This window comes from Lentzea sp. NEAU-D7 (genome assembly GCF_026242055.1).
Lineage (GTDB): Bacteria > Actinomycetota > Actinomycetes > Mycobacteriales > Pseudonocardiaceae > Lentzea.
Window position 1 is genome coordinate 84530 of record NZ_JAPJDL010000025.1, and the last position, 25278, is coordinate 109807.

The window sequence follows — 25278 nt, forward strand, 5'->3', positions numbered from 1 at the left end:
AGACGTTCGAAGTGCTCCGATACCCGGCCGCGCGCCGCCGCAAACCGCGGAACCCGATCAGGTCACCGGCACGTCAGGCGCGGGAGACCTCGCCGAGAACCTTCTTCGCGACGTCGCGCAGCTTGATGTTCTGGCGCTGGGACCGTTGCACGAGAAGCGCGAAGGCCTCGTCGGCGGTGCAGGTGTGCACCGCCATCAGCACGCCCTTGGCCTGGTCGATCACGGCGCGCGAGCCGAGCGCGAGTTCGAGGTGCTCGATGCGCTCACGGGAACGCTGCCACCGTTCGGCGTTGCCGATCGTCGCGGTCGCCGCGACCGTGAACAGGCGCAGGAGCCCCTCGTCGAACGGGTCGAAGGCCGTCGCGGCACGGCTGTAGACGTTGAGTGAGCCGATGTGGCGTTCCAGCCGGTCGCCCGCGGCCGCCAGCACGACGGGCACGGACAGGTAGGCGCGGACACCGTGCGCGGCCGCCGCGGCTTCGAACTCCGGCCACTCGTCGAGGTGCTCCCCGACCACCGCGCGCACGGCCCGCAACGAGCGGGCGGCCTCCAGGCACGGTCCGCGGTCGGCGCCGTACTGCTGCTCGTCGAGCTCGACGAGCCGGTCGTCCGTGGTGGCCGCCGTGCGCGGCCGTTCGGTGGTCACCACCGAGAGGGTCACGGCGTCCGCGTCGGGTATCGCCCTGGCCGCGGTCTCCGCCAGCCGCTGCAGCGAGTCGCCGAGCGTTTCCTCGCCGGCGAACGCGTCGCGCAGCAGTCCCAGCGCTTCGGTCGTCTCGTCCAGGCGCACGAGCGGATCAGGACGATCACTGGCGGTCATACCCCGTACCCTCGTTCGCTGAGATCAGGGCGCCGGCTGCTTGACGCGAAGTCGGGTGATCATACTGCCGTCGGCGAGCCTCCTCCGACGCACCGCGCTCGCATCAAGAGCTTGCCCGGGGCGAACCACTGGCAAGATGAGCGCTGTGGACGTGACGACCAGGAACAACGTGACCGTGCTCGGGCGTGAAGACGGCCCGGCGGTGGTGCTCGCGCACGGTTTCGGCTGTGACCAGAACCTGTGGCGGCTGGTCGTGCCGGCGCTGGCCGAGCGGTTCCGGGTGGTGCTGTTCGACCACGTCGGGTCGGGCAGGTCGGACTCGTCCGCGTGGTCGGCCGGGAGGTACTCGACGCTGGACGGCTACGCCGAGGACGTGCTGGAGATCTGCTCCGCGCTGGACCTGCGCGACGTCGTGCTGGTCGGCCACTCGGTGTCGGCGATGATCGCGGTGCTGGCGGCGAACCGCGAGCCGGACCGGTTCGCGAAGCTGGTGCTGCTGACGCCCTCCCCGTGCTACGTCGACGACGGGGACTACCGGGGCGGGTTCAGCCGGGACGACATCGACGAGCTGCTGGAGTCGCTCGACTCGAACTACCTCGGCTGGTCGGCGACGATGGCACCGGTGATCATGGGCAACCCGGACCGTCCCGAGCTCGGCGGCGAGCTGACCGACAGCTTCTGCCGCACCGACCCGATGATCGCCGGGGTGTTCGCCAGGGCGACGTTCCTCTCCGACAACCGCGCCGACCTGCCGAAGGTCGCGACGCCGACGCTGGTGGTCCAGACCGCGCAGGACGCCATCGCGTCGCAGGAGGTCGGCCGGTTCGTGCACGAGCAGATCGCCGGCAGCGAGCTGGTGACGCTGGACGCGACCGGGCACTGCCCGCAGCTGAGCGCTCCCGAGGCCACCGCAGCGGCGATCATCGGGTTCGCGGGTGCGCGGTGATGTGCCAGGCGGACGACGCCGGCGGTGCCGGCGAAGGCCGCGACGAGGACCGGGTCGGCGCGATGTTCTCGGCGCTGCTGGAGGACAGCGCCGAGGACCTGTACGAGAACGCTCCGTGCGGTTATCTCTCCACCTTGATGGACGGCACGATCGCCAAGATCAACGGGACGCTGCTCGGCTGGCTGGGGATCGGGCGTGAGGAGCTGGTCGGCCGGCGGCGCTTCAGCGACCTCCTGACCGTGGGCGGCCGGATGTACTACGAGACCCACATCGGGCCGATGCTGACGATGCACGGCGAAGCCGGCGGTCTCGCGCTGGAGCTCAAGGCCGCGGACGGGACGCGGCTGCCGGTGATGGCGACGTCGAGGGTGAAGACGGGCGCCGACGGCTCCGCGCAGCTGATCCGCATCACCCTCTTCGACGCCCGCGACCGCCGCGCGTACGAACGCGAGTTGCTGCGGGCGCGCCAGGAGTCCGAGGCCGACCGCGACAGGGCGCGGCAGCTCGCCTCGACCCTGCAGCGGACCCTCCTGCCGCCCTCGCTGATGACGGTGCCGGGCATGGAGGTGGCCGCCTACTACCACCCGGCCTCGGTCGACGAGGTCGGCGGCGACTTCTACGACCTCTTCCCGCTCACCGGCGACAGCTGGGGGTTCTTCCTCGGCGACGTGTCCGGCAAGGGTGCCGAGGCGGCCGTGGTGACCTCGCTGGCCAGGTACACCCTGCGCTCCGCCGCGGTGTACAACCCCGAACCGGTCAAGGTGCTGGACAACCTGAACACCGTCCTGCAACAGCAGTACCGCGGCGGGGAGATCCGGTTCTGCACCGTCGTCTACGGTTGTCTCGTCCCCGACGACACGGGCTGCGCCATCACCCTGGTCAGCGGCGGGCACCCGCCGGCGATCGTGGTGCGGGCCGACGGCACGACGCAGTTCCTGCACACCCACGGCGGCATGCTCGTCGGCGCCATCCCCGACGCCAGGTTCACCGAGATCACGGCACACCTCGGCCCGGGCGACACCCTGCTGCTCTACAGCGACGGTCTCACCGAGGCCCGCCCGGTCGGCGGCAGCAGCGAGCGGTACAGCGAAGAGGAACTCCTGGACCACCTCGCGGCGTCGGCGGCGCACGGCGCGTCCGAGGTCATCGCTTCGCTGACCGAGCTGCTCACCGGTTTCGGCGACGGCGTGGAGGACGACACGGCTCTGCTCGCCCTGAGCATCCCCCTGCCCCGGGACGGGGACTCGTGAGCACCAGGTTCAGCACCACGACCAGTGCCGTTCCGGCCGGACTGGTTCTCGCTCTCGTGGGCGAGCTCGACTCGTCGACCGCCCCCGCGGCACAGGAAGCCATCCGGCGGCTCACGTTGCGCGCCGGTGATCGGCTGATCGTCGACCTGGCCAGGCTGGAGTTCTGCGACTCCAGCGGGATCGCCGCCCTCATCGCGGCACGGTCGCTCGCCGGCAGGGCCGGTGCGACCATCGCGCTGGCGGCCGTGCCACGGCACCTGGGCAAGGTGCTCGGGCTGCTCGGCCTCGCGGATCTGTTCACCACCCTCCCGAACGCCGACCACACCTAGGTCACGGCCTGAGCCCGCGCCCGGACACCGGCCTCCGTCAGGGCGTGGCGGGGCAGGGCACGACGGCCCACACGCACTTGCCCATCGCACGCCGGGCGACGCCCCACTGCTTGGACAGCTTGTCCACCATGATCAGGCCGCGGCCGCGCACCGAACCGGGCGCGGACGGCTGCAGCTGGGGCAGCGCCGGCGAAGCGTCCTCGGTGACGATGCTGACGCTGCAGGGCTTGGTCGACTTGCGCAGTTTGAGACGTGCGGGGAACCGGGCGTGGTCGTACACGTTGGACACCAGCTCCGTGATCACCAGAAGCACGTCCAGGAGATCGTCTTCGTGCAGGTTGCCCAGGACCGACTCGGCCCAGCGCCGAACGTTCCCGGTGTCAGGGCCAGTGTCGGTGAGCTCCAGCGTGAGCCACGCATCAGCAGGATCTCCGTTGGCCAAGACATGGCTCCGTTCTGCCGGCATCACCTGGACGGGGTACCTCGCCCGCGGCGATCAAAACTCCCCCGGAGCGACGGTGCGTCACAGCGCCGGCGCCGCGAGCGAGCCGGTCGGATTTCGTGTCGCGACCTCGGTGATTCTCGCCGACCATGACTGGGAGGGCGGACGGAGGAGGGTTGCCAGGTGGAAAGCGCCGCACCAGCGGGCCGGCCGCTCGATCTCGTCAGGCCCATGCTCGCCACCGCGGGCAGCGTGCCGCAGGACGAGGGCTGGGCCGTCGAGTTCAAATGGGACGGCTACCGCGGCGTCGCGCACTGCCAGGGCGGCACCGTCCAGCTGATCAGCCGCAACGACCTCGACTTCACGCGGCGCTTCCCGGAGCTGGACGTCCTGCCCGACCTGCTGCACCGCCGGACAGCCGTGCTCGACGGCGAGATCGTGGCCCTGGACCGGGAGGGACGGCCGAACTTCGGCCTGCTCCAGCAGCGCGACAAGCTCGTTCCCGGCGTGCGGGAGCTGCGGCCGAGCCGGCCGCGCATCGCCTACTTCGTCTTCGACCTGCTGCACCTGGACGGGCGGTCGCTGCTGTCGGTGCCGTACGACGCGCGGCGGGCGATGCTCGCCGACCTGGCCCTGCCCGGTGATCACGCGGTGCAGGTGCCTCCGGCGTTCATGAGCACCGATCCGGCGGACGTCCTGCACGTCGCGAGCCAGTACGGGTTCGAGGGCATCGTCTCGAAGCGCGTGAAGTCCCGGTACGAACCGGGCCGCAGGTCGCCCGCGTGGGTGAAAACGCCGTTCCGGCACACCCAGGAGGTCGTGATCGGAGGATGGCGCGTCGGGCAGGGCAACCGCGCGGGCAGGCTCGGGTCGCTCCTCCTCGGCGCCCACGACGGCCAGGGCGGCCTGGTGTACGTCGGCCACGTCGGCACGGGCTTCAGCCGGACCGTGCTCGCCGACCTGCAGCGAGAGCTGCAGAAGCGGGAGCGGCCCACCAGCCCGTTCTCCGCAGAGGTGCCGCGCGAGCACGCCCGCGACGCCCGCTGGGTCGAGCCGGAGCTGGTGGGCGAGGTCGAGTATCGACAGTGGACATCGGACGGTCGGTTGCGGCATCCGGCCTGGCGCGGAATGCGTCCGGACCGGGACCCGTCCAGCGTGAGACTCCCTCCACCGGCGTGACGGTGGCGGACGGGCTGCCGGCTCAGCACCTGCACAAGCCGTCCGGACAACCGCGGACCCGCTCGGCACGAGGGGCTCGTCGTGCCGAGCGGGTCCGCTCGCATGGCCCGCACGCGGGCGGCGACCCGGTGCCCACGCAGGTGCCGTGGCCCGGGGGCGCCCTTCCCCGGCTGGCCGGTCCTCAACGAGGAGGCGGCGGGGACGAGGATCCGGGAGCGGGCGACGGCGGCGCCGTGGCCGCAGGAGGCGGCGGGGACGGGGATACGGGAGCGGGCGACGGCGGCGCCGTGGCCGCCGGAGGCACCGCTGCCTCCGGCTGGGGCGCCGTCGTGACAGGGGGAGGAGGCGCGCTGCTCCCGTCACCGCGCAGGAAGCGTTCCTCGACCTGCGGCAGGGGCTTCTCAGGCAGGTCGGCGTGCACCTTCACCATCGTGTCGAACCAGGTCGCCGCGGGCACGGTACCGCCGTAGATGTTGCCCTCGGGGCACAGCCGCGGCGGTCCCGAGCCGACGCAGATGCCCTTCGGTGAGGTGCTGTCGTTGAACACCTGGACGGCGGCGGCGTAGTCGGGCGTGGCTCCCACGTACGCCGCGGACTTGTACTCCTCGGTCGTCCCGGTCTTGCCCATCATCGGACGCTTCCAGTCCACCTTGCGCGCTGCCAGTGCCGCGGTGCCCTGGCCTTTGCTGTCCTCGCTGAGACCGACGGCGAGCGCGTTCGCGAGAGGTTCGGGCACCGCCTGCTCGCACGGAGGTCGTTTCAGTTCAACGGGTTTGCCGTCCCGGTCGAGGACCTGCCGGATCGGGGTGGGTTTGCACCACGTGCCCCCGCTCATGATCGTCGCGGCCACGTTCGCGAGTTCGAGGGTGCTCGACGGTGCGGGACCCAAGGTGAAGGAGGCGTTGCCGTTGCCCGCGTAGAACTGCGCCTGGCTGACCCGCAGGTCCTTGGGGCCGTTCGGATCCGGCAGCACTCCGGCGATGTTCGTGGACATCGTCTTGCGCATGCCGAGCCGGGACGCCATGTTCACCACGGCCTCCAGTCCGGTCTTCTCCTCCAGCATGACGAACGCCGTGTTGGGAGATGTCGCGAGCGCCTGCTTCAACGGCATCTGCGGCGGGTAGCGGTCGTTGTGGTTGGACAGGCAGTACCAGTAGGTGTTCGGCTCACCCGTGGCCGGACAGGACGGGGCACCGCCCTTGAAGACCTTCGAGGTGTAGGAGTTGGGGGAGGGGATCACCGTGTCGATGCCGACTCCCTTCTCCAAGGCGGCGGCCGCGGTGAAGATCTTGTACACCGAGCCCGTGCCGAACTTGTTCTCCACACCGCTCGGCAGGTCGAACTGCGTCTGGAACTCCTCCTTCTTCAGGCCGTAGTCGCGGTTGGCCACCAGCGCCACGACCTCGTGCGCGTTCTTTCCCGGTCGCACGACGGCCATGGTGTTCGCCACGCCGGGGGTGTTCTTCGGCGCCTGCGCCTCGACCGCCTGCTTCGCGTGCTCGGTGATCTTCGGATCCAAAGTGGTCTCCACCCGGTAGCCGCCGATCTTCAGCTCTTCCAGGTTGAAGCCGGACTCGGTCAGGTACTCCACCAGGAACGAGCAGAAGAACCCGTACGACGGTCCCGCGCCGACGCATCCGGTCTGCAAGGGACGAACGGGCTCCTGCAGGCCGAGCGGTGCGCTCTTGTGCCGGTCCGCATCCTCTTTGGACACCTTTCCCTCGGCCAGCATCGCGTCGATCACGAGGTTCCTGCGTTCCACCGCCTTGTCCGGCCGTGCCTCGGGGTCCAGCGCGGTCGGGCTGTTCACCATGCCCGCGAGCGTCGCGGCCTGGGGGATGGTCAGCTTGTCCGGTGTGGTGTCGAAGTAGGCCTGCGAGGCGGCGGCGACACCGAAGATCGTCGAACCGAACGGCACGAGGTCGAGGTACCGCGCGAGGATCTCGTCCTTGCTCAGGGCCGTCTCGATGCCCACCGCGATGCGCGCCTCCCGCAGCTTGCGGGTGATGCTCTGCTCCTGAGCCGCGCCCTGAGCGCCCTTGTCGGTGCGCGCCAGCACGTGCACGAGGTAGTTCTTCACGTACTGCTGGGTCAGCGTGGACGCTCCCTGCTCGACCGATCCGCTCGCGTTGTTGCGCGCCGCGGCGCGCAGGCTCGCCAGCCAGTCGACGCCGTGGTGGTCGTAGAAGCGGCGGTCCTCGATCGCGAGCAACGCGTCCTTCATGTGCGGGGAGATCCTGTCCGGCGGGGTGCGCACCCGGTACTGGTCGTACAGGTAAGCGATCGCCGTCCCGTCCTTGTCCGTCACCGTCGTCATCAGCGGTGGTTCGTTGGTCAGCATCTGGGCCAATGTGGACTGCACCTGGTCGCTGAGCCTGTTGGACAGCGCGCCCAGCGTCGCGGTGGCGGGGAACATGAGCCCGGCGACCAGCGCGCCGGCGAGCAGGCAGAGACCGGCGAGCTTGCCGGTGCAGGACGCGATCTTCTTGCGATCCACGGCGAGACTCCCCTCACGGAATGCGGCTTCCGACGGTTACCCGGCAAATCACTGGTCAGCCGCCCACATCGAATGAACCGCAGGCCGGGAAATCGTCACCCAGCGTGCCGGAACACGGAATCCCTCACCCTCTCGTGGCAACAAATGTGTGTCCGGTTTTTCCGTTCCTGGCACGGGTAGCTGCCCAACAGGAACATTCACGCAAGGGGAGGAAGCCAATGCCGTCGCAACCAAGTGCAGGCTCTCGCGTTGTTCGCACCGCTGCGATCGCGTTGGTCGCGAGCCTGCTGAGCCCCGTGCACGTGCACGCGTCCGAAGGTTCGGACGACCACTCGGCCGGCTCGCAGATCGCGAAGCACGAGGGCACCGGCGAAATGCTCATGACACCACCGGATCTCGGCGTCGACAACGTGGGCCGCGTGGACGGGATCGACGTCAGCAGCCACCAGGGTGACGTCGACTGGGGACACTGGTGGCGTGCGGGCAAGCGGTTCGTCTACATCAAGGCGACCGAGGGCACCGGCTACCGCAATCCCAAGTTCACCCAGCAGTACAACGGTTCCGCGGCCGTCGGCATGATCCGCGGCTCGTACCACTTCGCGCTGCCGAACCGTTCCGACGGCGCGACGCAGGCGCGGTTCTTCGTGCAGAACGGGGGTGGCTGGTCGCGGGACGGCCGGACCCTCCCCGGAACGCTCGACATCGAGTACAACCCCTACGGCGGCGACACCTGCTACGGGCTGACCCCTGCCGCGATGGTGAACTGGATCCGCAGCTTCAGCGACACCTACCACGCGCTGACCAAGCGCTGGCCGGTGATCTACACGTCCACGCTGTGGTGGGACAAGTGCACGGGACGCAGCGGCGACTTCAGCTCCACCAACCCGTTGTGGCTCGCCAGGTACGCGGCCTCGGTCGGCCCCATGCCCTACAAGTGGCCGGTCCACACCATCTGGCAGTTCACCTCGTCGCCGATCGACCAGAACGTCTTCAACGGGGGCGCCGACCGGCTCGCCGCCCTGGCGTCGGGATGACCGATGTGCGCCCCGGTCCGCAGGTCCGAACTTCTCCTGCTCGTCTTCCTCGGCGTGGTGTTCGCGGTGTCGTCGACCGTCGTCGTGGCCTCCGTGACGCACATCGAGAAGATCGGCCTGACCATCGACGGTCTCGAGGACGGCGCGGTGCTGAGGGCGGTGGCCCTGCACGACGTCCGCATCAGCACGGGTCACCCGGACACCCTGGAGCGGGTGGAGGTCCTCGTGGACGACACCATGATCGCGACGCGACGCGACGGTGACCGGCTGACCCTGGAGGGCTTCACGCCGACCGAGGGGAACCACGCGCTGACGGCTCGCGTCCGCAGCACCACGCCGTTGATCATGGACGCCGTCGTGGACCACGAGTTCACGGTCGACAACACCGCACCGTCCCGATGAGACCCTCCGATGTGGACTCCTGCGGGTGTCACCCGATGTGGTCGACTTCAGCGAGTGACGACGGGTCACGCGGCCGTGCGGGTACCAGGCGGCTGACCGATCGGCTGATGCCCAGGAGGACGACATGAAGCCCAGGACGACCGCACTGGCCGCGCTGTTCGCCGCGATCCCGGTGGTGCTCGCTCCCGCGGCCGCGAACGCGATCGCGTGCTACGGCGACTTCAGCGACACAGTCGGCACGCTGACGAAGATCACGCGCGAGGAGTTCGTGTCACGTGTCTGCCAGGCACAACTCCGACCCGGGACAGACCAGCGGGACGTGCGGGAGCTCAAGGACGTCGTGCTGCCGAACGCGGTCTCCGGTCTGGGCAGCATGGAGATGATCTACCGCCAGAGCAGGCCCGCGCTCGACGCCGTCGTCGAGAAGTGCTACTCGCCGGAGGACTTCTGCAGCCCGGACGCCGTCGGGCGGGCCACGCGGTGCATGAAGGACGAACTGCCGGACGCCGCCATGAACGCGCTGGGCCCCGAGGCGCTGGCCTCCAGCTGCGAAGGGCTGAAGGCCGCGGCGGCGACCGACCCGCGGGCACTGCGCGAGCGGGCACGCGCCGCGGCGGAGGCCTACATCGAGTTCTTGAGGGACCGCCAGAACTGACCTGAACGACGTGCAGGCGCGCCGGAGACATCCGGCGCGCCTACACGTCGTCGTGCTGCTGACCGGCGACCGCCCGCGCGAGCTCGGCCGCGCGGAGCAGGGTGTCGGCGCACGACGCCATGTGCCCCAGCGACTCCACTTCGTCCGACAGGTCGTCCGCGCCGGTCACGGGTGCCAGCCTCGTGTCCGCGACCGCGCGCACGATCGACGCCGTCGCCGTGGCCATCCGCTGGGTGAGAGCGGCGATCGCGAGCATCACGTTCCCGGCCTGACAGGGGCTGATCGGGTCGTGCCGCTCGCTGTCCGGAGATCGTCCGGGGCCGGCGTCCCAGGTGGAGGACGCCGTGCAGAGCGCGTCGACGAACGGTTGCCAGGCCGCGTCCGGCTCGGTAGCGGACTCGTGTTCGTTCACGGGACACCTCCGGTCAGGTCCGCACCGGATACCCGTGCCGATGACGGTCCGTGAGGAATTCACTAGACAGGGTGCTTACTGGTCAGCGATGTCTGGCGGGCCGGTGCACGGGTACCTGCCACGTACCAGAGAACCGCCCACGTTCAGGAAAGGGACACGAGCATGGCTATGGACGATCTCCTGAACGAGGGTGCCAGGCACTTCCGCACCCGGTGGCTCGGCTACGACCGGGCCCAGGTCGACGAGGAGTACGCCCGGCTGGAGGCACAGCTCGAACTGGCCTGCACCGACCGCGACGCCGCCCTCGAAACGGCCGAGGACCTCGCTCGTCACCTGGAGGAGGCGCGTGCGGAGCTCGCCGAGTACCGCACGCTGCACGCCGGGCACGACAAGGACAACGCCGTCTCCGGGTGCATCCGCTATCTGCTGCACGTGGCCAGGCGCAAGGCGGACGAGATCGAGGCCGAGGCCCGCGCCCGCGCCGAGGACGCCGTGCAGCGCGCGGAGGAGGCAGCCGTCCGCCAGGCGACCCTGCTGGACGAGGCCGAGCAGGAGAGCCAACGCAGGCTGGCCGAGGCGAGCCGCCGCGCCCAGGAGATCGTCGGCGAGGCCTTGGAGCGGTCCCGCGTCATGCTCGCCGACCTGGCCGAGCGGCAGCGGCTGCTGGACCAGTGGTACGCCGAGGTCGCCGGCGCGCCGGACATGCCGTCACCGAGGAGTCCCGAGCTGCCGGCGGCCGAGACGGTGCTCTCCACCGCCGACGCGCCGAGCGTGACGCGATGACCGCGCTCGCGAACGAGTCCGTACGTGTCACGGCCGCGACCTGCGTGCTGGTGGACGTGCGCGACTCGGGCTCCACGGGCGTCCGGTGGGCCGCCGCGTGCGCCGAGGCGCTCGGTGTCGGCCTGGTGGTGCACGCGGGCCCGAAGAACGACCCGACGCACTCCGCCGTCGCGGCACTGCTCGCGGAGCACCCCGATCTCACCGTCCACATCGAACACTCCGAGTGCACCCCCGGCCGCTGGGAGGGTGGCCTGGTGGTCATCTCCCGGGACCGTGCCCTGGCCGTGCCGCCGCTCGCGGGCCGCGACCTCCGCGACGTCGTCGTCGTGGGCGGCTCTCCCGCCTCGGTCGCCTGCCGCTTCGGCGTGGTCACCGCCGTCCTCGACGCGGTGGGCGGCGAGGGCGTCCTGCAGCGCGCGACGACCTTCTGCCGGGCGCGGGGAGCCACCCGGCTCCGCGTGCTGGCACGTCCGTACATCAACGCCGCCGACTCGCTCGACGCCGCCGCGGACCTCGTCCACGCCGCCTGTCCCGACGTCATCGTCGAGCTGGTGCGCGAGATCAGGTCGGTGCAGGAGGAGACGCGACTGTTCCCGAGCGACCTGCTCGTGGTGTCCGGCCGGGAGCGCGGTGCCGCGGAGGGCCTCCAGCCCGCCGCGAGGGCGGCGTTGCACCACGCGCCGTGTCCAGTGCTGTTCAGCTGCTCGTGATGGGGGAGTGACCTCGTGACCGTCGGAAGAATCGTCATGTACGTCTTCGCCGCGATGCTGGCGGGGGTGACGATCGGCATGCTGGACAGCCTGCCGGTCGACGCGCCCGCGCAGCGGGAGGTGGCGCAGCCGCAGGTTCCGGTCATGGCCACGAGCATCTCGGTGAGGACACCACCTTCGTCGTCCGCCCCTTCCTCCTCGGCGCCGCCTTCGCAGCCGTCCTCGTCGTCGACCACGGCACCGCTCGCGCTGGCCGGCAGGGACGTGGTTCGTCCGGGGCCGGAGCTCCCGCCGGGGGTCGCGGTGCGCGACCAGGGCGAAGGCTGGTGGCGCACGGTTCCGGGCACGACCGCGCAGGTCGGCACCGGACGGGTGCGCACCTACTCCGTCGAGGTCGAACAGGGCGTCGTGGTGCCGCAGGCCCAGCTCCCGTTCGCCACGGCCGTGGACGAGGCCCTCGCCGACCCGCGGGGCTGGACGGCGTCGGGCGACGTCGCCTTCCGCCGCGTCGACGTCGCCCAGCCGGACGTGCGGATCCGGCTCACCGCCAAGGAGACAGCCCGGGCCATCTGCGGTTTCGAGATTCCCTACGACACCTCCTGCTACGTCAACGGTGTGGTGTACGTGAGCGCGCCGCGGTGGTTCCGGGGAGCCCAGTCGTACGCGGGCGACCTGGCGGGTTACCGCAAGTACCTCGTCAACCACGAGATCGGGCACTTCCTCGGCCGCGGGCACGAGCCCTGCCCCGCGGACGGCGCCCCCGCGCCCGTGATGATGCAGCAGACCTTCTCCGTGTCGAACGACGCGCTCGCTGACATCACCGCCTCCGCGCCCCAGGGGGCGGCGGTGGCCCGGGACGGCAAGACCTGCGTGGCGAACCCGTGGCCCAACCCGGGGGTGACCAGGTGAGGATCGCGATGGTCTCGTTGCAGGCGAGCCCGCTCCCCGCGCTGCGCGACCGGGACGTGACCGGGCAGCCCCTGTACGTCGCCAAGCTCTCCGAAGCGCTGCACCAGCAGGGACACGAGCTGACGATCTACACCCGCCGGGCGGACGCGCGCCTGCCGGAGCGGATGCGGGTCGCGGACGGGTTCGAGGTGGTGCACCTGCCCGCCGGGCCCGCCCGGCAGCTCGGCCGGGACGACGTCGTCCAGCACATCGGCGAGTTCGCGCAATCGCTGCACGAGCACTGGACCGGCGACGCTCCGGACCTCGTCCACGCGCACCACTGGACCTCCGGCTTCGCGGCGGTGGTCAGCACGCGCCACAGCGGGATTCCCGTCGTGCAGAGCTACCACGCGCTCCTGGGAGGCGACTCCGCCGCACACGAGCGGGTGGTGGGCCGCGAGGCGGCCCGCGTGATCGCCACGTCCGGCCACGAGGCGGACGAGCTGGCCGGGCTGGGGGTGCGCCGGTCCAAGATCTCGACCGTTCCCTGGGGCGTGGACCTGCGCACGTTCACGCCGAACGGCCCCACCGCGCCGCGAAAGGGGATGTCGCGCCTCCTCGCCGTGGGAGGACTCGCCCCGCACGACGGCGTCGACGACCTGATCAGCGCCCTCGCCACGGTGACCTGGGCCGAGCTGGTGGTCGCCGGTGGTCCGAGCCGCTCGCGGCCGGCACCGGACGCGAACCTCCGGCGGCTGCGGGAGCTGGCGAGCCGGCACGGTGTGGCGCACCGCGTCACGTTCCTCGGACGTGTGCCGCACGCGGAAATGGCCTCTCTCATGCGTTCCGCGGACGTCGTGGTGTGCCCGCAATGGCACGAACCGTTCGGCATCGTGCCGATCGAGGCCATGGCGTGCGGGGTTCCGGTGGTGGCGACGGCGGTGGGCGGGCTGGCCGAGACCGTGGTGCACGGCGTGACCGGCGTGCACGTCCCGCCGCGGGAGCCCACCGCGCTGGCGCGGGCGTTGCGCTCGCTTCTGGCGAACGACGTCCGGCGCCAGGAGATGAGCTACGCCGCGGAGGACCGTGCGCGCGTCCGGTACGCCTGGCAACGGGTGGCGCTCGAGATGAGCCGTGCCTACCAGCGCGCGGGCGCACCGGTCGCCACCGGGGCGGAAGTGGCCGCCGCGGCGCGGTGACGGGCTACGCGTCGCCGTCGCGCAGGGAACGGATCATGCTCTGCAGGATCCGGAACGCGGCCGCCTGGTCGTCGCCGGTCAGGTCGGCCAGCATCCTGACCTCGACGGACCGGACCGCCGCGGTCGCCTTCTCCAGGCTGCGCCGCCCGCGGGGCGTGAGCCGCGCGGGGAGGACCTTCCCCACGGGCGCCTCGGCGGGCCTCGTCACGTGACCCTCTCGTTCCAGGTTCTGCAGCAGCACGTTCATCGACTGCCGTGTCACGAACGCGCCGCGCGCGAGCTCGGAGTTCGACAGGCCCGGTCGCTGGGCCAGCAGTTCGAGGCAGGCGTAGTGCGTCACGCTCATCCCGAGCGGGCGCAGCACCTCCTCCATGGCCGCGCGGAGCACGCTCGACGCCTCTTTCAGCAGGTAGCCCAGTGACGTCCGCAGATCGACGCCGGCACCGTCTTGACTCATGTCAGGATTCTGACATAGCTTGGTTCGTGTCAGGATACTGACACACACAGGAGGAGAGCACCATGCCTGCCAACGGCCCCGACTTCATCTCGTTCCAAGCCCGCGACCTCGACGCCTCGCAGGCGTTCTACGAGCAGTACCTCGGCCTCGTCCGCTCCCAGGCGGGACCCCCGCACGCCGTCGTCTTCGAGACGAAGCCCATCGCGTTCGCGCTCCGCGAGGTCGTCCCCGGCACCGATCTCGCCTCCGTCGCCCAGCCCGGCATCGGCGCCGCGATCTGGTTCCACGCCACGGACGTCCAGGCCGTGCACGACGCTCTCTCCGCCGACGGCCACACCATCGTCTCCGCGCCGGTCGACGGCCCGTTCGGCCGGACGTTCACCTTCGCCGACCCCGACGGGTACCACGTCACCCTTCACGACCGCGCCTGACGGCCGGGTCGTTCGCGCCGTCCACAACGGCCACCGCCCAGAACGGCTCTGTCCACGAACGGACGTCGTGGGGCACCGCGACGAACGGCTCGCCGCGGTCGTCCGGTTCGCCGGCGGGAGGTCGTCGTGCCAGGCGGCGGAGGTTCGCGCCGACGGCGCTGTAGAACCGGTGCTGGGCGCGCCTGCCGAAGAGGGACCAGCCCAGGCGGAGGAGCGGGTGCGTGCGGGGGTTGACCTGGTTGTAGCCGCCGACCTCCAGGGTGACCGCTCCGGAGCGGAGGTCCTTGACCACGCGGTAGTCGACCCGGCCCCGTTCCAGGTGGCCCTGCAGCGTCTCGTAGCTCCATCCCCAGCAGTAGCGCACGCCGTCCTCGTCGAACCCCGCCTCGGTGATCCGCACACCCATGACGAACCTCGCGAAGGCGAACCTGCCCACCAGCAGCAGGTCCCGTCCCAGGAGGTCGTCCTCACGCGCGTAGTGGGCGCGCAACAGGCGGCCGGGGGTGAACGAGTAGGCGGCCACCTCCTGCTGCGCACGCCACCAGACGGAGTCCTTCTCCGGGCGTCCGGGCGGGTCGGTGCCCAGGAAGAACCGGTGGTGGTCGAAGTGCCACGTGGACGCCCGGATCTCGTCCACGTCGTAGTTGACCACCCTGTCCCGAAGCCGGGACACGGCTTCGGGAACCGCCAGGTTTTTCGCCCGCATGATGCGCATCCGCGCGGATACCCGTCACCGCCCGATCGACGCTCTCACCGCTCCCGGTGCAGCACGAGGTGCTCGTGGTAGAGGACCCCGTCGCGGACGTCACCCGTCGCGGTGAACCCGAGGTCGTCGAAGTAGTCGATGTGGTCGCCGTCGACGGTGTAGCGGCCGGTGTAGGCGCGCTTGCGGCCATCGCGTTCCTCCTCGTAGCGACCGTGGGGCAGGAGCTCCTGGCGGATGCGGCCGTCCGCGGTGACCCACATGCCGACGTGGGGGTGTGGTGCTGTGCTGGACATGGTCTTCACCTTTCGGGGTTGGCGGGGTGCTCAGGACGAGTGCGCTGCTTGGAGGATCCGGTCGCGTGAGGCCCGGACGTCCCGTCCGAGCGCGGGCACGTCGACGTCCAGGACGGTGCCGTCCCACTTGCGGACCTGGCCCGCGATGAACACCGCGCGGATGTTGCGGGGGTCGGAGCCGAGGACGAGCGTGCCGATCGGGTCGTTGAGCGGCATGTTGTTGATGTCTTCCGCGTGCACGAGCAGCAGGTCCGCCTGCTTGCCCGGGGTGACGGAGCCGGTGACGTCGCCGAGGCCGATGCTCCTGGCGCCCTGCAGGGTGGCGAAGTCGAGCACGTCGTGGACGCCGATCCGCGTGGGCGTGGCGGTGGTGCCGTAGGCGGCGTTCACGGCGCGCATGCGCTGGATGGCGTGAAGGGCGCGCATCTGCGTGAACATGTCGCTGGCCAGGGCGACTTCGACGTCGATGCTCAGGCCGGGGCGGATGCCGGCGGCCAACGCCTCGTCGATGGCGGGCACGGCTGTCTCGAGCCCGATCTGCGCCTCGGAGGTGGGCGCGAGGGAGACCGCCGCGCCGGTGTCGGCCATGGCCTGCCAGGCGGCGCCCGTGAGGCCGGTGCAGTGGATCAGCGAGACGTCCGGACCGAGGATGCCCTCCTCCGCCCAGCGCAGGACGGCCGCCGAGGACGAGGTGCCGAACACGGCGTCGACGCTGACGCCGATGTCGAGGTCGCGCGCGAGCCGGGCGAGGTGAGGACCGTAGGCGAGGTCGGGCCCGGCGATCTCGTCGGTGGCCAGCGTGGCGAGCCGCAGGGTGACCAGGCCACCCGCGGAGAAGTAGGTGTCCTTCAGCCGTGCGAGGTCGGCCGGCCACTGGCCTTCCCACTCGCCGAAGTGCGGGCGCATCGAGGCGTGCACGCCGCGGATGCCGGTGTCGACCAGGGCCTGGACGGCGGCGTCGGAGTGGCCGGGTGTGCGGGAGTTGTGGGAGAAGTCGAGCATCGTGGTGATGCCGCTGTCGATCGCGGTCAGCGCGGCCAGCTTCGTCCCGACGTACATGTCGTCGGGCTGGTAGGCCGGAGCGATGCCGGCCAGCGTGGACATCACGTACTCGCCGAGGTCGTTGACGTCGGGCATGACCCGGCGCAACTGCGCCTCCCAGGCGTGCCGGTGGGTGTCGACGAAGCCGGGAGCGATGATCGAGCCGGTGGCGTCGACGACGATCGCGTCGCCGGCGGGCAGTTCGGCGGCGACGGCGGTGATCGTGTCGCCCTCGACGAGCACGTCACCCCGGTGCAGGACGCCCAGTGCGGGGTCCATGGTGACGACGGTGCCGCCGGTGAGCAGGACCCGCCGTCGCGGGTCCGAGGCGTGCCTGCGCAGCAGTTCGAGCGTGGTGGTCATGGTCGTTCCTGCTTTCTGGTGCTCAGCGGGTGAGGTGGTGCCACCTGGTCATGCGGTCGCGGAGGTCCACAGTGGACGCGTTGGCGGAGAACGTCCCGTCGCCGCGGTGGTGGAACTCGCCGGCTCCTCGCCTGGCGGGGTCGATCCACGCGCGTTCGCCCCGGAGGATCCACAGGTGGTAGTCGTCGACGAGCCGGTCGTCGGCCACGGTGCACTCGATGTTGGCGAAGCACTCCTCGACCAGCGGCGCCCGCACCACGGCGCCGGAGGTCGGGGTGAAGCCGAACCGCCGCCACTTGTCGGTCTCGCGGCCGGAGGTGTTGCCGACACCGACGACGCGCTCGGCGAGGTCGACGGACGGGATGGCGATGACGCATTCGCCGGTGGTGCGCAAGGCCTCGTAGCTGTGGTCCCAGGGGCCGACGATGAGACCGATGAGCGCACCGTGTGCGATCGGCATGTTGAACCCGTTCGTCATCAGGTTGGCGCGTCGACCGTCGAAAGTGGACACCATGACGACGGGGCCGGGCTCGATCAGCCGGTGCACGTCGCACATCGGGTACTCGGTGAAGCCGTGGTGCGGGAGCTCGGTCGTGGTCATCGTCGAAACCCTCCTGCGGGAACCCGAACGGCTAGATGGCCTGTGCCGTCGGGAGGATCGTGATCTCGGTGAGGTTCACGTGGCGCGGCACGGAGGCCATGAACGCCACGGTCTCCGCGATATCGGCGGACTGCAGCACGTCGATCTGGTCGATGAGGTCGGCCATGAGCTTGCTGGCGTCGGGATCGGTGACGTGGTCCGGCAGTTCCGTGTCGACCATGCCGGGCTCGACGGTCGCCACGCGGATGTTCTTGCGGCCGAGCTCGACGCGCAGCAACCGGGTGAGGTGGCTGATGTAGGCCTTGGTGCCGGAGTAGACCGAGAACTTCTCCAGGATCCGGGTGGCCGCGATTGAGGACGTGGTGATCAGGTCCGCGGGCCGGCCCGCCTCGGCGGCCGCGGTCAGGTGCGGCAGGAACGCGCCGATGACGTTCATGACGCCGGTGACGTTCAGGTCGATCTGGCGCTGCCAGTCGTCCTGGCGCAGGTCGGCGATCGGCGAGATCAGCTGCACCCCGGCGTTGTTGAAGACGAGGTCGGCCGTCCCGAGCCGGTCGGCGACCTGCCGTGCCGCGGCCTGGACCGCGTCCCGGTCGGTGACGTCGACGGGGACGGCGATCGCGGTGCCGCCGTCGCGGTTGATCGACTCCGCGAGGGCGTCGAGGTTGTCCTTGCGGCGGGCGAGCACGGCGACCTTCGCGCCGAGTCCGGCCAGGCGCGTGGCGGTGGCGGCGCCGATGCCGCTGGAGGCACCGGAGACCACGGCCACGCGGCCGGCCAGCGGGGTGCCGTTGAGCAGAACGGACATGGCTGAGTTCCCCTTCCGGGAAGGTGTGGGTTGAATCGGGGGTGGCCGGTCAGACCGGGACGACGTCCTCGTGGGCGGTGGCGGCGGACTTCTCGCGCCACGGCGCCAGGTCCTGCTCGACCTGCGCGAGCTTGACCTGCAGCCGGTCGAGGGTGTCCGGGCCCAGGTAGAGGTGCGTCGGCAGGCCGGTGCCGCTCGTGACCTCGTGGATCAGGGCGGCGGCCTTGACCGGGTCGCCGAGCTGGGTGTGGTTGGCCGTGCCGGCCCAGTCGAGGGTCACGTGCGCGGGAGTGCCGTCGTAGTCCGGAATCCGCTGCGCCGCGAGCGACAGGGAAGTGGCGTCGAGGAAGTCCGTGCGCAGCACGCCGGGCTCCACCACCATGGACTGGATCCCGAACGGCGCCATCTCGGCGGACAGGGCCTCGCTGATCCCGGCCACGGCGAACTTCGAGGCGCTGTACAGGCTCACGCCCGGTTCGCCCTCGAAACCCGACCGGGACCCGATGTGGACGAGCTTGCCGGATCCCTGGCGGCGCATGACGGGCAGCACCGCGCGGGTCATGGTGATCAGGCCGAAGACGTTGAGGTCGAACAGGGACCGCGCCTCGGCGTCGGTGATCTCCTCCAGCGCGCCGAGCAGACCGCGGCCCGCGTTGTTGACCAGCACGTCGATCCCGCCGAAGCGGTCGGTCGCGGCGCGCACGGCGTCGGAGACGGTCTGCGCGTCGGTGACGTCCAGTGCGACGACCAGCGTGTTCGCCGTCTTCAGGTCGTCGGGCACGCGGTCGGGGTTGCGCACGCCGACCACGACGTCGTCGCCGCCGCGCAGAGCGGCCCGGGCGATCTCGGCGCCCAGGCCGCGGGATGCTCCGGTGATGAACCAGGTGGACATGACGATCTCGTTCCTTCCGGCTGTTTCGCCTGTGCGGCGGGCGTTTCCCGCCGCTGACAGGAACGAGTTTGTCCACCTGGGACAGCCGGAAGAAGGCCGCGGGTTTCCTGGGAGGAACGCACCCACCCAAGGCCCGTCTAGACGCGCGGAGCCTCCGCGGAGCGCGCGGCGAGCACCGCGTCGGCGTGGGCGCGCAGACGCCGGAACGCCTCCACCGCCGGGGAGGCCGGTTCGGCCTGGTAGACGATCAGCTGCTGGTGCGGAGCGCCGCTGACGGTGAACGCGGAGAACTGGATCTCCAGGTCGCCCACCTGCGCGTGGTGCAGCTGCTTGGTCTCCTGGGTCTTGGGCTTCACGTCGTGCCGCGCCCACAGCTCGGCGAACTCCGGGCTGCGGCCCGACAGGTCGGCGACGACCTCGGCGATGCGCGCGTTGTCGGGATCGTGGCCGTACGCGGCGCGGATCTCGGCGACGCAGGAGTGCGCCGCGCGATCCCACTCCCGGTAGAACACACGCCCGGCGGGGTCCAGGAACACCATGCGGGCCAGGTTGTCCGCGGGGGTGAAGGCGTCGTGCAGCGCGTCGGCCATCGCGTTGGAGGCCATGACGTCGAGCGCGGGACCGACGACGAACGCGGGGGAGTCGGACCAGCTGTCCATGAGCTGCCGCAGCTGGGCGCTGACCGGGATGCTCCCGGTGCGGCGCCACGTCCTCGCCTCCGCCGGCCGCACCAGGAGCCACAGGTACTCGGTGGCCGCGGCGTCGAGCTTCAGCGCCCGCGCCACCGCCTCCACCACCTGTGCCGACGGACTGGACTCGCGGCCCTGCTCCAGGCGCATGTAGTAGTCGCTGCTCACCCCGGCGAGGATGGCGACCTCCTCGCGGCGCAGGCCCTGCACGCGGCGGCGGCCGTGTTCGGGCAACCCGACGTCCTGCGGTGTGAGGGCCGCACGCCGGGCACGGAGGAAGTCGCCGAGAGGTGTGCCGGTCATGACGGCAGACTCAACCTGTGCGGCGGTCTCCCGTCAACCGCGGGCAGCCTGGGTGGGACGCACCCAGGCTGACCCCCCGTCCGCCGCCTAGCCTCGACCACATGAGAGGGGAGCGGAACACGGCGCTGGGCGCCTTCCTGCGCAGCCACCGCGCTCTCGTCCAGCCCGAGCAGGCGGGGCTCAGGACCGCGGGCCGCCGCAGGGTTCCCGGACTGCGCCGCGACGAGGTCGCGTTGCTGACGGGGCTGAGCGCGGGCTACTACGCCAGGCTGGAACAGGGGCACGAGCGACCGACCCGCCAGACCGTGGAGAGCCTGAAGCGAGCCCTGCGCCTGGACGAGACCGCCACCGTCGAGCTGCACCGGCTGGCCCGCCCGGCCACGCCTCGGCGGACCCGCGTCAGCCCTCACCTGCTCGAGCTGCTGGACGACTGGACCAAGGCGCCCGCCTACGTCCTGGGCCGGTTCGGCGAAGTCCTGGCGCGCAACGCCCTCGCCACCGCACTGCACAGCGGCTTCGTCCACAGCGACAACCTGCACCGCATGATCTTCCTCGACCCCGCGGCGCACGAGTTCTTCCTCGACTGGACCGCCACGGCCCGCGCGGCGGTCCTCGACCTGCGCGGCAATGCCGGCCACGCCCCCGACGAGCGCGGACTGCGAGAGCTGGTCGGCGAACTCTCCCTCGCCAGCCCGCAGTTCCGCAGGCTCTGGGCCGAGCGCGAACCGCGCGGCCGGGTCGCGCCCGGCACCCACTTCTTCCACCCCGGCGTCGGCGAGCTGGAACTGCGCACGGAGATCTTCGCGATCACCAGCGCGCCCGGCCATCGGCTGGTCGCCCAGCCGGCCGAACCGCGGTCCCGCTCCGCCGACGCCCTGGTGGTGCTGAGCGCGCTGGCCGCCTGACCGGCGTGCTCGGCGCTGCGGTCAGGCGGTCTCGCCGACGACGACCTTCACCGTCGAGTACCTGCGGCGGAGCTCCTTGAACGGCTGGTACTCCGGCGAGTCCCAGAACTCCTGGACCGCGGCCCGGTCGGGGAACTCGTGGATGACGAGCGTCGGCGGAGCCCAGTCGCCCTCGAGCACCAGGGCGTCGCCGTCGGTCAGGACGTTGCGCGCGCCCGCCTTCTCGATCAACGGCGTCACGCCGTCGACGTACTGCTGGAAGCCGGCCGGGTCGGCGACGTTCAGATCGATCACGACGTATGCGGCCATGTCCGAGTCTCCTTCGAATGCGTTGCGTTGGTTGTTCGGGTTCAACGCTAAGGACGCGGAGTGGTCTTTCCAATGCGGCAAACGACCAGTTTCATACTCCATCGGACCACCAGGCGCGACGTACTATGGGGTGATGGACGTCTTCAGCGACGTGATCGCCACCGTTCGCGCGGGCCGCGCCAAGTTCACCAGGTCCCGCCTGAGCGGTCAGTGGGGCTACGCGTTCGGGCCTTACCCGGGAGCGGGCTTCCACGTCGTCCTCGAGGGCAACTGCTGGTTGATCCCCCCTGCCGGTTCTCCCATCGCCCTGGGCGCGGGCGACGTGGTGTTCCTGCCGCACGGCGCGGTGCACGGCATGAGCGGCAGTCCGGACAGGACGATCGCCGAGCTGCCCCTGGCACCGGAGGCGGGCCCGCCGGACCACGAGCCCGCGCCGGGCCAGGCGCAGCTGCTGTGCGGGGCCTACCGGCTCGATCGCGGGCAGGCCCACCCGTTCCTGCGGTCCCTGCCCGAAGTCGTCCACCTCCCCGCCCGGCTCGGTGACCACTCCGCCCTGCGCAGCGCGGTGGACCTGCTCGGCGCGGACCTCATCGAAGCCCGCCCCGGCGCCGCCGCGGCGGTACCCGCCCTGATGGACCTGCTGCTGGTCTACCTGCTGCGCGCCTGGCTGGAGGAGGAAGCGTCGCGCCACGGCCCACGCGGAGGCTGGTGCGTGGCGCTCACGGAGCCCGTGGTCGCCACGGCGTTGCAGCGCATCCACCGCTCGCCGGAGCACCCGTGGACGGTCCAGGAACTGGCCGCCGAGGTCGGACTGTCCAAGACGGCCTTCGCCCGCCGGTTCACCTCGCTCGTCGGGCAGTCCCCGATGGCCTACCTGACCTGGTGGCGCCTGAGCACCGGCGCGCGGATGCTGCGGGACGGCCAGGCGCCGCTGGCCGCGATCGCCCGCACCGTCGGCTACACCTCGGAGTTCGCCTTCTCCAACGCCTTCAAGCGGGAGTTCGGCGTGGCGCCCGGCAAGTTCCGCCGGCAGCAGCGCGACGACACCGGCGTGGTGATCCAGGCCACTGGCGCTCCTGTGCGGTAGCGGACGAACCGTGTCCTCTTCACCGGCGAGGGTGGCGCCTGTTCACGGCACCAGGCCGTTGGTATCGGAGGAAATGCGGACATGTCTGTGCTCAGCGCGTTGGGTTCGATCAACTGGATCGCGGTCTTGCTGGCCGTCGTCGCGTACTCCGCGCTCGGCGGGGTCTGGTTCGCGGTCCTGTTCGCCAAGCCGTACGCCGCCTCTCTCGGCAGGGAGAGCGTTCCCCAGCCGGCCCAGCCGGCGTTGTTCTTCGGCGGACCGGCCGTCGCCACGCTGTTCGTCGTGATCACCACCGCGGCGCTGATGGCCGCGCTGGACATCGGCGCCGTCACCGACGCGGTGGTGTTCGCGCTGGTCGTCGGTGTCGGCTACCTGGCCGCGAACACCGTCATCATCGCGATCAACCCGAACATGCCGCGGCCGTTGTTCTACGGCCTGATCTCCGGTGCGTACCACCTCGTCGGCATCGTCGTGACCGCGCTGATCGTGGTGGCGTTCCGATGAGGACGCGCGTGCTCGGCCGCACCGGCATCGAGGTGAGCGCGTACTGCCTGGGCACGATGATGTTCGGGCAGGTGGGGAACCCCGACCACGACGACTGCGTCCGGATCGTCCACCGCGCACTGGACGCCGGGATCAACTTCGTCGACACCGCCGACGTGTACTCCTGCGGGGAGACCGAGGAGATCGTCGGCAAGGCGCTGCGCGGCAGGCGCGACGACGTGGTGCTCGCGACGAAGGTCAACGGGGTGATGGGGGAGGGCCGCAACCGGTCGGGCAGCTCGCGGCGCTGGATCATCGCCGAGGTGGAGCACTCGCTGCGCCGGCTGCGCACCGACCACATCGACCTCTACCAGGTGCACCACCCGGATCCGCGCACCGACGTCGAGGAGACGCTGTCGGCGCTGACCGATCTGGTCAGGGCCGGCAAGGTCCGCGCCATCGGCTGTTCCAACCTGCCCGCTGCCGAGATCGCCGAGGCGCACTGGGCATCGGAACGCCGTGGGCTGGAACGGTTCCGCACCGAGCAGCCGCACTACTCGATCCTGAACCGGGGCGTCGAGCGCGACGTGCTGCCGGTGTGCGAGCGGTACGGGATGGGCACGCTGGTCTGGAGCCCGCTGGCGGGAGGGCTGCTCACCGGCCGGTACCGCGGGGACCGCCCGTCGGACGGCCACCCCGCCCGCATGCACTGGTTGCCGAGGCACATGACCGACGAGCACAAGCTCGACGCCGTCGAGCGGCTGGTCCCGGTGGCCGAGCAGGCGGGAATGTCGTTGACGCACATGGCGATGGCGTTCACGGTCGCGCATCCCGGTGTCACCTCGGCGATCATCGGGCCGCGCACCGCGGCGCAGCTCGACGACCTGATCGCCGGGGCGGGCGTGGTGCTGGGCGACGACGTGCTCGACCGGATCGACGAGATCGTGCCGCCCGGCACCGACCTCGGCACGCTCGACATCGCCTACGTGCCACCGGCTCTGGCGAACCCGGCACTGCGGCGCCGCCCGTCCGGCGAGCGCGCCGCCGTCTGATCACCGCGCCGGCACAGGTCACGGCGGGACGCGCGGTCGGCGACGTGGCGCACGCTGCGAATACGATGCTGTCGGCGCCCGGCAGCGGGCCGGCGCGGAGCGAGGGGGTCGTGCGTGCCCGAGCCGGGAAGTGAGGCGGTGGACGGCGAAGCCGCCGCCACGACCGTGACGGCGCCGGCCGCCGCACGAGGCGGCCCGGTCAGCCACGCCATCTTCCGGCTCGCCCGCATCCACCGCATGGTGGCCGGTCAGCTGTTGCGGCGGATCGGGCTGCACCCGAACCAGGAGCTGCTGATGATGCGGCTCTGGGACGTGGGTCCGCAGAGCCAGTCCGATCTGGTCACCGCTCTCGACTCGGACTCGGCGACGATGACCAGGATGATCCAGCGCCTGGAACGTGCCGGGTTCGTGCGGCGCAACCGCAGCGAGTCCGACCGGCGCGTCGTGGTCGTCGAGCCGACGCCGGAGAGCCAGGCCCTGCGCCAGGAGGTCGAGCTGACCTGGCGCCGGCTCGAGGAGATGACGCTGCGCGGCCTGGACGACGGTGAGAGGGCCGAGGCGCGTCAGGTGCTCGAGCGGCTGGAGAAGAACCTCGGCCGGGTCCGGATCGACGAAGTCGGTCCCTGAACGGGAAGTCGTCCCGGCACGCTCAGCGCGGCGGGCCGAGGACGACCTGGCCGAACTCGTCGGCCGCCGCGGCCATCAGCTCCTGGGACAGCTCGAAACCGTCCGGCCTCGGTGTGGACCTGTCCCGTCCGGCCATCCGGAACATGCCCTCGATGCCGCCGGGAGTGGCGATCATCAGGAGGTCGGCGCGGTCCGAGGTGATGCGGTAACCGTGGGGCACGTTGCGGGGCAGGTAGATGATGCCGCCCTCCTCCATCTCCACCGCCTCGTCGTCACCCGACCAGACCAGGGCGGTGCCGGAGATCAACAGGAACACCTCGTCCTCCCTGGTGTGCATGTGGAACGGCGGCGCTTCCCCCTTCTCGACCGCGAAACGGCCGACGGTGAGCTGTCCCTCGGTGGCCGCGCTGTCGAGGAGGACGGAGAACGTGCTGCCGCCGATCCACTCCAGCTCCTGCTGCTGCCCGGGTTGTGCCAGGTAGGCGATGCTCATCGGACTGCTCTCCTCGGCTCGGGACCGCGGGCCGCGGCCTCGGTGGCGGCGGTCGACGCAATTACCTGTTCGAACAGGTAATGCGGTCCCGGTGTTCCTGCGGTGCGAGTGCAGTGACCGGCGTCACGCATTCACCTCACCGTCCGCAGTGGACCGATCCGGTCACGACGCCGAGTTCACGCCTCGTGCTTG

Annotated in this window: 31 protein-coding genes; 17 read left to right on the forward strand and 14 right to left on the reverse strand. The window is 70.9% G+C overall.

The window, feature by feature from the left end; all coding sequences use genetic code 11:
* Positions 1-73: 73 nt before the first annotated feature.
* Entirely contained in the window at positions 74-820 is a 747-nt protein-coding gene (locus tag ORI60_RS36975) for a GAF and ANTAR domain-containing protein (protein ID WP_266042665.1), read from the reverse strand.
* Positions 821-956: 136 nt separating this feature from the next.
* On the opposite strand from ORI60_RS36975, the gene ORI60_RS36980 reads away from it, so the two are divergent.
* The 3 genes from ORI60_RS36980 to ORI60_RS36990 are packed head-to-tail and all read left to right on the forward strand — an operon-like array spanning position 957 to position 3345.
* Positions 957-1766 carry an alpha/beta fold hydrolase gene (locus tag ORI60_RS36980; protein ID WP_266042666.1) on the forward strand — a complete coding sequence of 270 codons (810 nt, stop codon included), beginning with the start codon at positions 957-959 and terminating at the stop codon, positions 1764-1766.
* On the forward strand, positions 1766-3016 hold the full coding sequence (locus tag ORI60_RS36985; RefSeq protein WP_266042667.1) for a PP2C family protein-serine/threonine phosphatase: 1251 nt from the start codon (positions 1766-1768) through the stop codon (positions 3014-3016). Before ORI60_RS36980 ends, ORI60_RS36985 begins: the two co-directional genes overlap by 1 nt.
* Positions 3013-3345 (forward strand): STAS domain-containing protein, encoded by a 333-nt coding sequence (locus ORI60_RS36990; protein WP_266042668.1) that lies wholly within the window; start codon positions 3013-3015, stop codon positions 3343-3345. Before ORI60_RS36985 ends, ORI60_RS36990 begins: the two co-directional genes overlap by 4 nt.
* A 37-nt stretch (positions 3346-3382) precedes the next feature.
* On the opposite strand, the gene ORI60_RS36995 is transcribed toward ORI60_RS36990, so the two are convergent.
* Complete coding sequence (locus ORI60_RS36995) at positions 3383-3787, reverse strand: ATP-binding protein (RefSeq protein WP_266042669.1); 405 nt, start codon at positions 3785-3787, stop codon at positions 3383-3385.
* Between the two features lie 231 nt (positions 3788-4018).
* On the opposite strand from ORI60_RS36995, the gene ligD reads away from it, so the two are divergent.
* Positions 4019-4966 (forward strand): non-homologous end-joining DNA ligase, encoded by a 948-nt coding sequence (gene ligD, locus ORI60_RS37000; protein ID WP_266042670.1) that lies wholly within the window; start codon positions 4019-4021, stop codon positions 4964-4966.
* A gap of 181 nt (positions 4967-5147) precedes the next feature.
* On the opposite strand, the gene ORI60_RS37005 is transcribed toward ligD, so the two are convergent.
* The gene (locus ORI60_RS37005; RefSeq protein WP_266042671.1) at positions 5148-7463 is read right to left on the reverse strand and encodes a transglycosylase domain-containing protein; all 2316 of its coding nucleotides are present in this window, start codon (positions 7461-7463) and stop codon (positions 5148-5150) included.
* Positions 7464-7681: 218 nt separating this feature from the next.
* Between ORI60_RS37005 and ORI60_RS37010 the strand changes: the two genes are divergently transcribed.
* From ORI60_RS37010 to ORI60_RS37020, 3 genes are all read left to right on the forward strand, one after another.
* A complete protein-coding gene (locus ORI60_RS37010) occupies positions 7682-8497 on the forward strand; it encodes a lysozyme (RefSeq protein ID WP_416234554.1) in 816 nt (271 codons plus the stop codon).
* Positions 8498-8500: 3 nt separating this feature from the next.
* Positions 8501-8899, forward strand: coding sequence for a hypothetical protein (locus ORI60_RS37015; RefSeq protein ID WP_266042673.1), 399 nt, complete (start codon positions 8501-8503; stop codon positions 8897-8899).
* A gap of 124 nt (positions 8900-9023) precedes the next feature.
* Entirely contained in the window at positions 9024-9554 is a 531-nt protein-coding gene (locus tag ORI60_RS37020) for a hypothetical protein (RefSeq protein ID WP_266042674.1), read from the forward strand.
* A gap of 40 nt (positions 9555-9594) precedes the next feature.
* Here ORI60_RS37020 and ORI60_RS37025 read toward each other — a convergent pair whose 3' ends face one another.
* Positions 9595-9966 (reverse strand): hypothetical protein, encoded by a 372-nt coding sequence (locus ORI60_RS37025; protein ID WP_266042675.1) that lies wholly within the window; start codon positions 9964-9966, stop codon positions 9595-9597.
* A 168-nt stretch (positions 9967-10134) separates the two neighbouring features.
* On the opposite strand from ORI60_RS37025, the gene ORI60_RS37030 reads away from it, so the two are divergent.
* From ORI60_RS37030 to ORI60_RS37045, 4 genes are read left to right on the forward strand one after another with little or no spacing between them, the layout of a single operon-like run.
* Positions 10135-10749 carry a hypothetical protein gene (locus ORI60_RS37030; protein ID WP_266042676.1) on the forward strand — a complete coding sequence of 205 codons (615 nt, stop codon included), beginning with the start codon at positions 10135-10137 and terminating at the stop codon, positions 10747-10749.
* Positions 10746-11459: a hypothetical protein gene (locus ORI60_RS37035; protein WP_266042677.1), complete on the forward strand. Its 714-nt coding sequence runs from the start codon at positions 10746-10748 to the stop codon at positions 11457-11459. Before ORI60_RS37030 ends, ORI60_RS37035 begins: the two co-directional genes overlap by 4 nt.
* Before the next feature lie 15 nt (positions 11460-11474).
* Positions 11475-12368, forward strand: a complete 894-nt coding sequence (locus ORI60_RS37040) for a DUF3152 domain-containing protein (RefSeq protein WP_266042678.1) — start codon at positions 11475-11477, stop codon at positions 12366-12368.
* Positions 12365-13546: a glycosyltransferase gene (locus ORI60_RS37045; protein ID WP_266042679.1), complete on the forward strand. Its 1182-nt coding sequence runs from the start codon at positions 12365-12367 to the stop codon at positions 13544-13546. The genes ORI60_RS37040 and ORI60_RS37045 overlap by 4 nt, the downstream gene beginning before the upstream one ends.
* A 4-nt stretch (positions 13547-13550) precedes the next feature.
* Here ORI60_RS37045 and ORI60_RS37050 read toward each other — a convergent pair whose 3' ends face one another.
* Complete coding sequence (locus ORI60_RS37050) at positions 13551-14003, reverse strand: MarR family winged helix-turn-helix transcriptional regulator (protein ID WP_266042680.1); 453 nt, start codon at positions 14001-14003, stop codon at positions 13551-13553.
* A 62-nt stretch (positions 14004-14065) separates the two neighbouring features.
* Here ORI60_RS37050 and ORI60_RS37055 point away from each other — a divergent pair, with 62 nt between their 5' ends.
* Complete coding sequence (locus tag ORI60_RS37055) at positions 14066-14434, forward strand: VOC family protein (protein ID WP_266042681.1); 369 nt, start codon at positions 14066-14068, stop codon at positions 14432-14434.
* Here the strand turns inward: ORI60_RS37055 and ORI60_RS37060 are convergent.
* The 7 genes from ORI60_RS37060 to ORI60_RS37090 form a co-directional block, all read right to left on the reverse strand.
* The gene (locus ORI60_RS37060) at positions 14412-15140 is read right to left on the reverse strand and encodes a DUF1990 family protein (protein ID WP_266042682.1); all 729 of its coding nucleotides are present in this window, start codon (positions 15138-15140) and stop codon (positions 14412-14414) included. The two genes, ORI60_RS37055 and ORI60_RS37060, sit on opposite strands and share 23 nt — an antisense overlap.
* A gap of 44 nt (positions 15141-15184) precedes the next feature.
* Entirely contained in the window at positions 15185-15433 is a 249-nt protein-coding gene (locus ORI60_RS37065) for an Atu4866 domain-containing protein (protein ID WP_266042683.1), read from the reverse strand.
* A gap of 30 nt (positions 15434-15463) precedes the next feature.
* On the reverse strand, positions 15464-16837 hold the full coding sequence (locus ORI60_RS37070) for an amidohydrolase family protein (RefSeq protein ID WP_266042684.1): 1374 nt from the start codon (positions 16835-16837) through the stop codon (positions 15464-15466).
* A gap of 22 nt (positions 16838-16859) precedes the next feature.
* Positions 16860-17438, reverse strand: coding sequence for a flavin reductase family protein (locus ORI60_RS37075; RefSeq protein ID WP_266042685.1), 579 nt, complete (start codon positions 17436-17438; stop codon positions 16860-16862).
* Positions 17439-17469: 31 nt separating this feature from the next.
* Positions 17470-18246: an SDR family oxidoreductase gene (locus ORI60_RS37080; RefSeq protein WP_266042686.1), complete on the reverse strand. Its 777-nt coding sequence runs from the start codon at positions 18244-18246 to the stop codon at positions 17470-17472.
* A gap of 49 nt (positions 18247-18295) precedes the next feature.
* On the reverse strand, positions 18296-19138 hold the full coding sequence (locus ORI60_RS37085) for an SDR family NAD(P)-dependent oxidoreductase (protein WP_266042687.1): 843 nt from the start codon (positions 19136-19138) through the stop codon (positions 18296-18298).
* Between the two features lie 137 nt (positions 19139-19275).
* A complete protein-coding gene (locus ORI60_RS37090; protein WP_266042688.1) occupies positions 19276-20130 on the reverse strand; it encodes a helix-turn-helix transcriptional regulator in 855 nt (284 codons plus the stop codon).
* Positions 20131-20231: 101 nt separating this feature from the next.
* Between ORI60_RS37090 and ORI60_RS37095 the strand changes: the two genes are divergently transcribed.
* Positions 20232-21035, forward strand: coding sequence for a helix-turn-helix domain-containing protein (locus tag ORI60_RS37095; protein ID WP_266042689.1), 804 nt, complete (start codon positions 20232-20234; stop codon positions 21033-21035).
* 21 nt (positions 21036-21056) lie between these two features.
* Here ORI60_RS37095 and ORI60_RS37100 read toward each other — a convergent pair whose 3' ends face one another.
* Complete coding sequence (locus ORI60_RS37100; RefSeq protein WP_266042690.1) at positions 21057-21344, reverse strand: DUF1330 domain-containing protein; 288 nt, start codon at positions 21342-21344, stop codon at positions 21057-21059.
* A gap of 133 nt (positions 21345-21477) precedes the next feature.
* Between ORI60_RS37100 and ORI60_RS37105 the strand changes: the two genes are divergently transcribed.
* The 4 genes from ORI60_RS37105 to ORI60_RS37120 all read left to right on the forward strand — a co-directional run bounded on the left by ORI60_RS37105 (position 21478) and on the right by ORI60_RS37120 (position 24593).
* Positions 21478-22431, forward strand: coding sequence for an AraC family transcriptional regulator (locus ORI60_RS37105; protein WP_266042691.1), 954 nt, complete (start codon positions 21478-21480; stop codon positions 22429-22431).
* Positions 22432-22512: 81 nt separating this feature from the next.
* Positions 22513-22935 carry a DUF1761 domain-containing protein gene (locus ORI60_RS37110; RefSeq protein WP_266042692.1) on the forward strand — a complete coding sequence of 141 codons (423 nt, stop codon included), beginning with the start codon at positions 22513-22515 and terminating at the stop codon, positions 22933-22935.
* A complete protein-coding gene (locus ORI60_RS37115; RefSeq protein WP_266042693.1) occupies positions 22932-23966 on the forward strand; it encodes an aldo/keto reductase in 1035 nt (344 codons plus the stop codon). The genes ORI60_RS37110 and ORI60_RS37115 overlap by 4 nt, the downstream gene beginning before the upstream one ends.
* A gap of 114 nt (positions 23967-24080) precedes the next feature.
* Positions 24081-24593 (forward strand): MarR family winged helix-turn-helix transcriptional regulator, encoded by a 513-nt coding sequence (locus ORI60_RS37120; RefSeq protein ID WP_266042694.1) that lies wholly within the window; start codon positions 24081-24083, stop codon positions 24591-24593.
* 22 nt (positions 24594-24615) lie between these two features.
* Here the strand turns inward: ORI60_RS37120 and ORI60_RS37125 are convergent, their stop codons facing one another.
* Complete coding sequence (locus ORI60_RS37125) at positions 24616-25086, reverse strand: cupin domain-containing protein (protein WP_266042695.1); 471 nt, start codon at positions 25084-25086, stop codon at positions 24616-24618.
* Positions 25087-25278: the final 192 nt, after the last annotated feature.

What these genes read in the sequence shown, in the direction of transcription:
- ORI60_RS37080 (WP_266042686.1), bottom strand. Translation starts at nt 18,246, where the DNA reads ATGTCCGTTCTGCTCAACGGCACCCCGCTGGCCGGCCGCGTGGCCGTG.
- ORI60_RS37050 (WP_266042680.1), bottom strand. Translation starts at nt 14,003, where the DNA reads ATGAGTCAAGACGGTGCCGGCGTCGATCTGCGGACGTCACTGGGCTAC.
- ORI60_RS37015 (WP_266042673.1), top strand. Translation starts at nt 8,501, where the DNA reads ATGTGCGCCCCGGTCCGCAGGTCCGAACTTCTCCTGCTCGTCTTCCTC.
- ORI60_RS37105 (WP_266042691.1), top strand. Translation starts at nt 21,478, where the DNA reads ATGGACGTCTTCAGCGACGTGATCGCCACCGTTCGCGCGGGCCGCGCC.
- ORI60_RS37055 (WP_266042681.1), top strand. Translation starts at nt 14,066, where the DNA reads ATGCCTGCCAACGGCCCCGACTTCATCTCGTTCCAAGCCCGCGACCTC.
- ORI60_RS37095 (WP_266042689.1), top strand. Translation starts at nt 20,232, where the DNA reads ATGAGAGGGGAGCGGAACACGGCGCTGGGCGCCTTCCTGCGCAGCCAC.
- ORI60_RS37035 (WP_266042677.1), top strand. Translation starts at nt 10,746, where the DNA reads ATGACCGCGCTCGCGAACGAGTCCGTACGTGTCACGGCCGCGACCTGC.
- ORI60_RS37075 (WP_266042685.1), bottom strand. Translation starts at nt 17,438, where the DNA reads ATGACCACGACCGAGCTCCCGCACCACGGCTTCACCGAGTACCCGATG.
- ORI60_RS37085 (WP_266042687.1), bottom strand. Translation starts at nt 19,138, where the DNA reads ATGTCCACCTGGTTCATCACCGGAGCATCCCGCGGCCTGGGCGCCGAG.
- ORI60_RS37100 (WP_266042690.1), bottom strand. Translation starts at nt 21,344, where the DNA reads ATGGCCGCATACGTCGTGATCGATCTGAACGTCGCCGACCCGGCCGGC.
- ORI60_RS37125 (WP_266042695.1), bottom strand. Translation starts at nt 25,086, where the DNA reads ATGAGCATCGCCTACCTGGCACAACCCGGGCAGCAGCAGGAGCTGGAG.
- ligD (WP_266042670.1), top strand. Translation starts at nt 4,019, where the DNA reads ATGCTCGCCACCGCGGGCAGCGTGCCGCAGGACGAGGGCTGGGCCGTC.
- ORI60_RS37010 (WP_416234554.1), top strand. Translation starts at nt 7,682, where the DNA reads ATGCCGTCGCAACCAAGTGCAGGCTCTCGCGTTGTTCGCACCGCTGCG.
- ORI60_RS37030 (WP_266042676.1), top strand. Translation starts at nt 10,135, where the DNA reads ATGGACGATCTCCTGAACGAGGGTGCCAGGCACTTCCGCACCCGGTGG.
- ORI60_RS37060 (WP_266042682.1), bottom strand. Translation starts at nt 15,140, where the DNA reads ATGCGGGCGAAAAACCTGGCGGTTCCCGAAGCCGTGTCCCGGCTTCGG.
- ORI60_RS36975 (WP_266042665.1), bottom strand. Translation starts at nt 820, where the DNA reads ATGACCGCCAGTGATCGTCCTGATCCGCTCGTGCGCCTGGACGAGACG.
- ORI60_RS36980 (WP_266042666.1), top strand. Translation starts at nt 957, where the DNA reads ATGAGCGCTGTGGACGTGACGACCAGGAACAACGTGACCGTGCTCGGG.
- ORI60_RS37115 (WP_266042693.1), top strand. Translation starts at nt 22,932, where the DNA reads ATGAGGACGCGCGTGCTCGGCCGCACCGGCATCGAGGTGAGCGCGTAC.
- ORI60_RS37090 (WP_266042688.1), bottom strand. Translation starts at nt 20,130, where the DNA reads ATGACCGGCACACCTCTCGGCGACTTCCTCCGTGCCCGGCGTGCGGCC.
- ORI60_RS37020 (WP_266042674.1), top strand. Translation starts at nt 9,024, where the DNA reads ATGAAGCCCAGGACGACCGCACTGGCCGCGCTGTTCGCCGCGATCCCG.
- ORI60_RS36985 (WP_266042667.1), top strand. Translation starts at nt 1,766, where the DNA reads ATGTGCCAGGCGGACGACGCCGGCGGTGCCGGCGAAGGCCGCGACGAG.
- ORI60_RS37110 (WP_266042692.1), top strand. Translation starts at nt 22,513, where the DNA reads ATGTCTGTGCTCAGCGCGTTGGGTTCGATCAACTGGATCGCGGTCTTG.
- ORI60_RS37065 (WP_266042683.1), bottom strand. Translation starts at nt 15,433, where the DNA reads ATGTCCAGCACAGCACCACACCCCCACGTCGGCATGTGGGTCACCGCG.
- ORI60_RS37070 (WP_266042684.1), bottom strand. Translation starts at nt 16,837, where the DNA reads ATGACCACCACGCTCGAACTGCTGCGCAGGCACGCCTCGGACCCGCGA.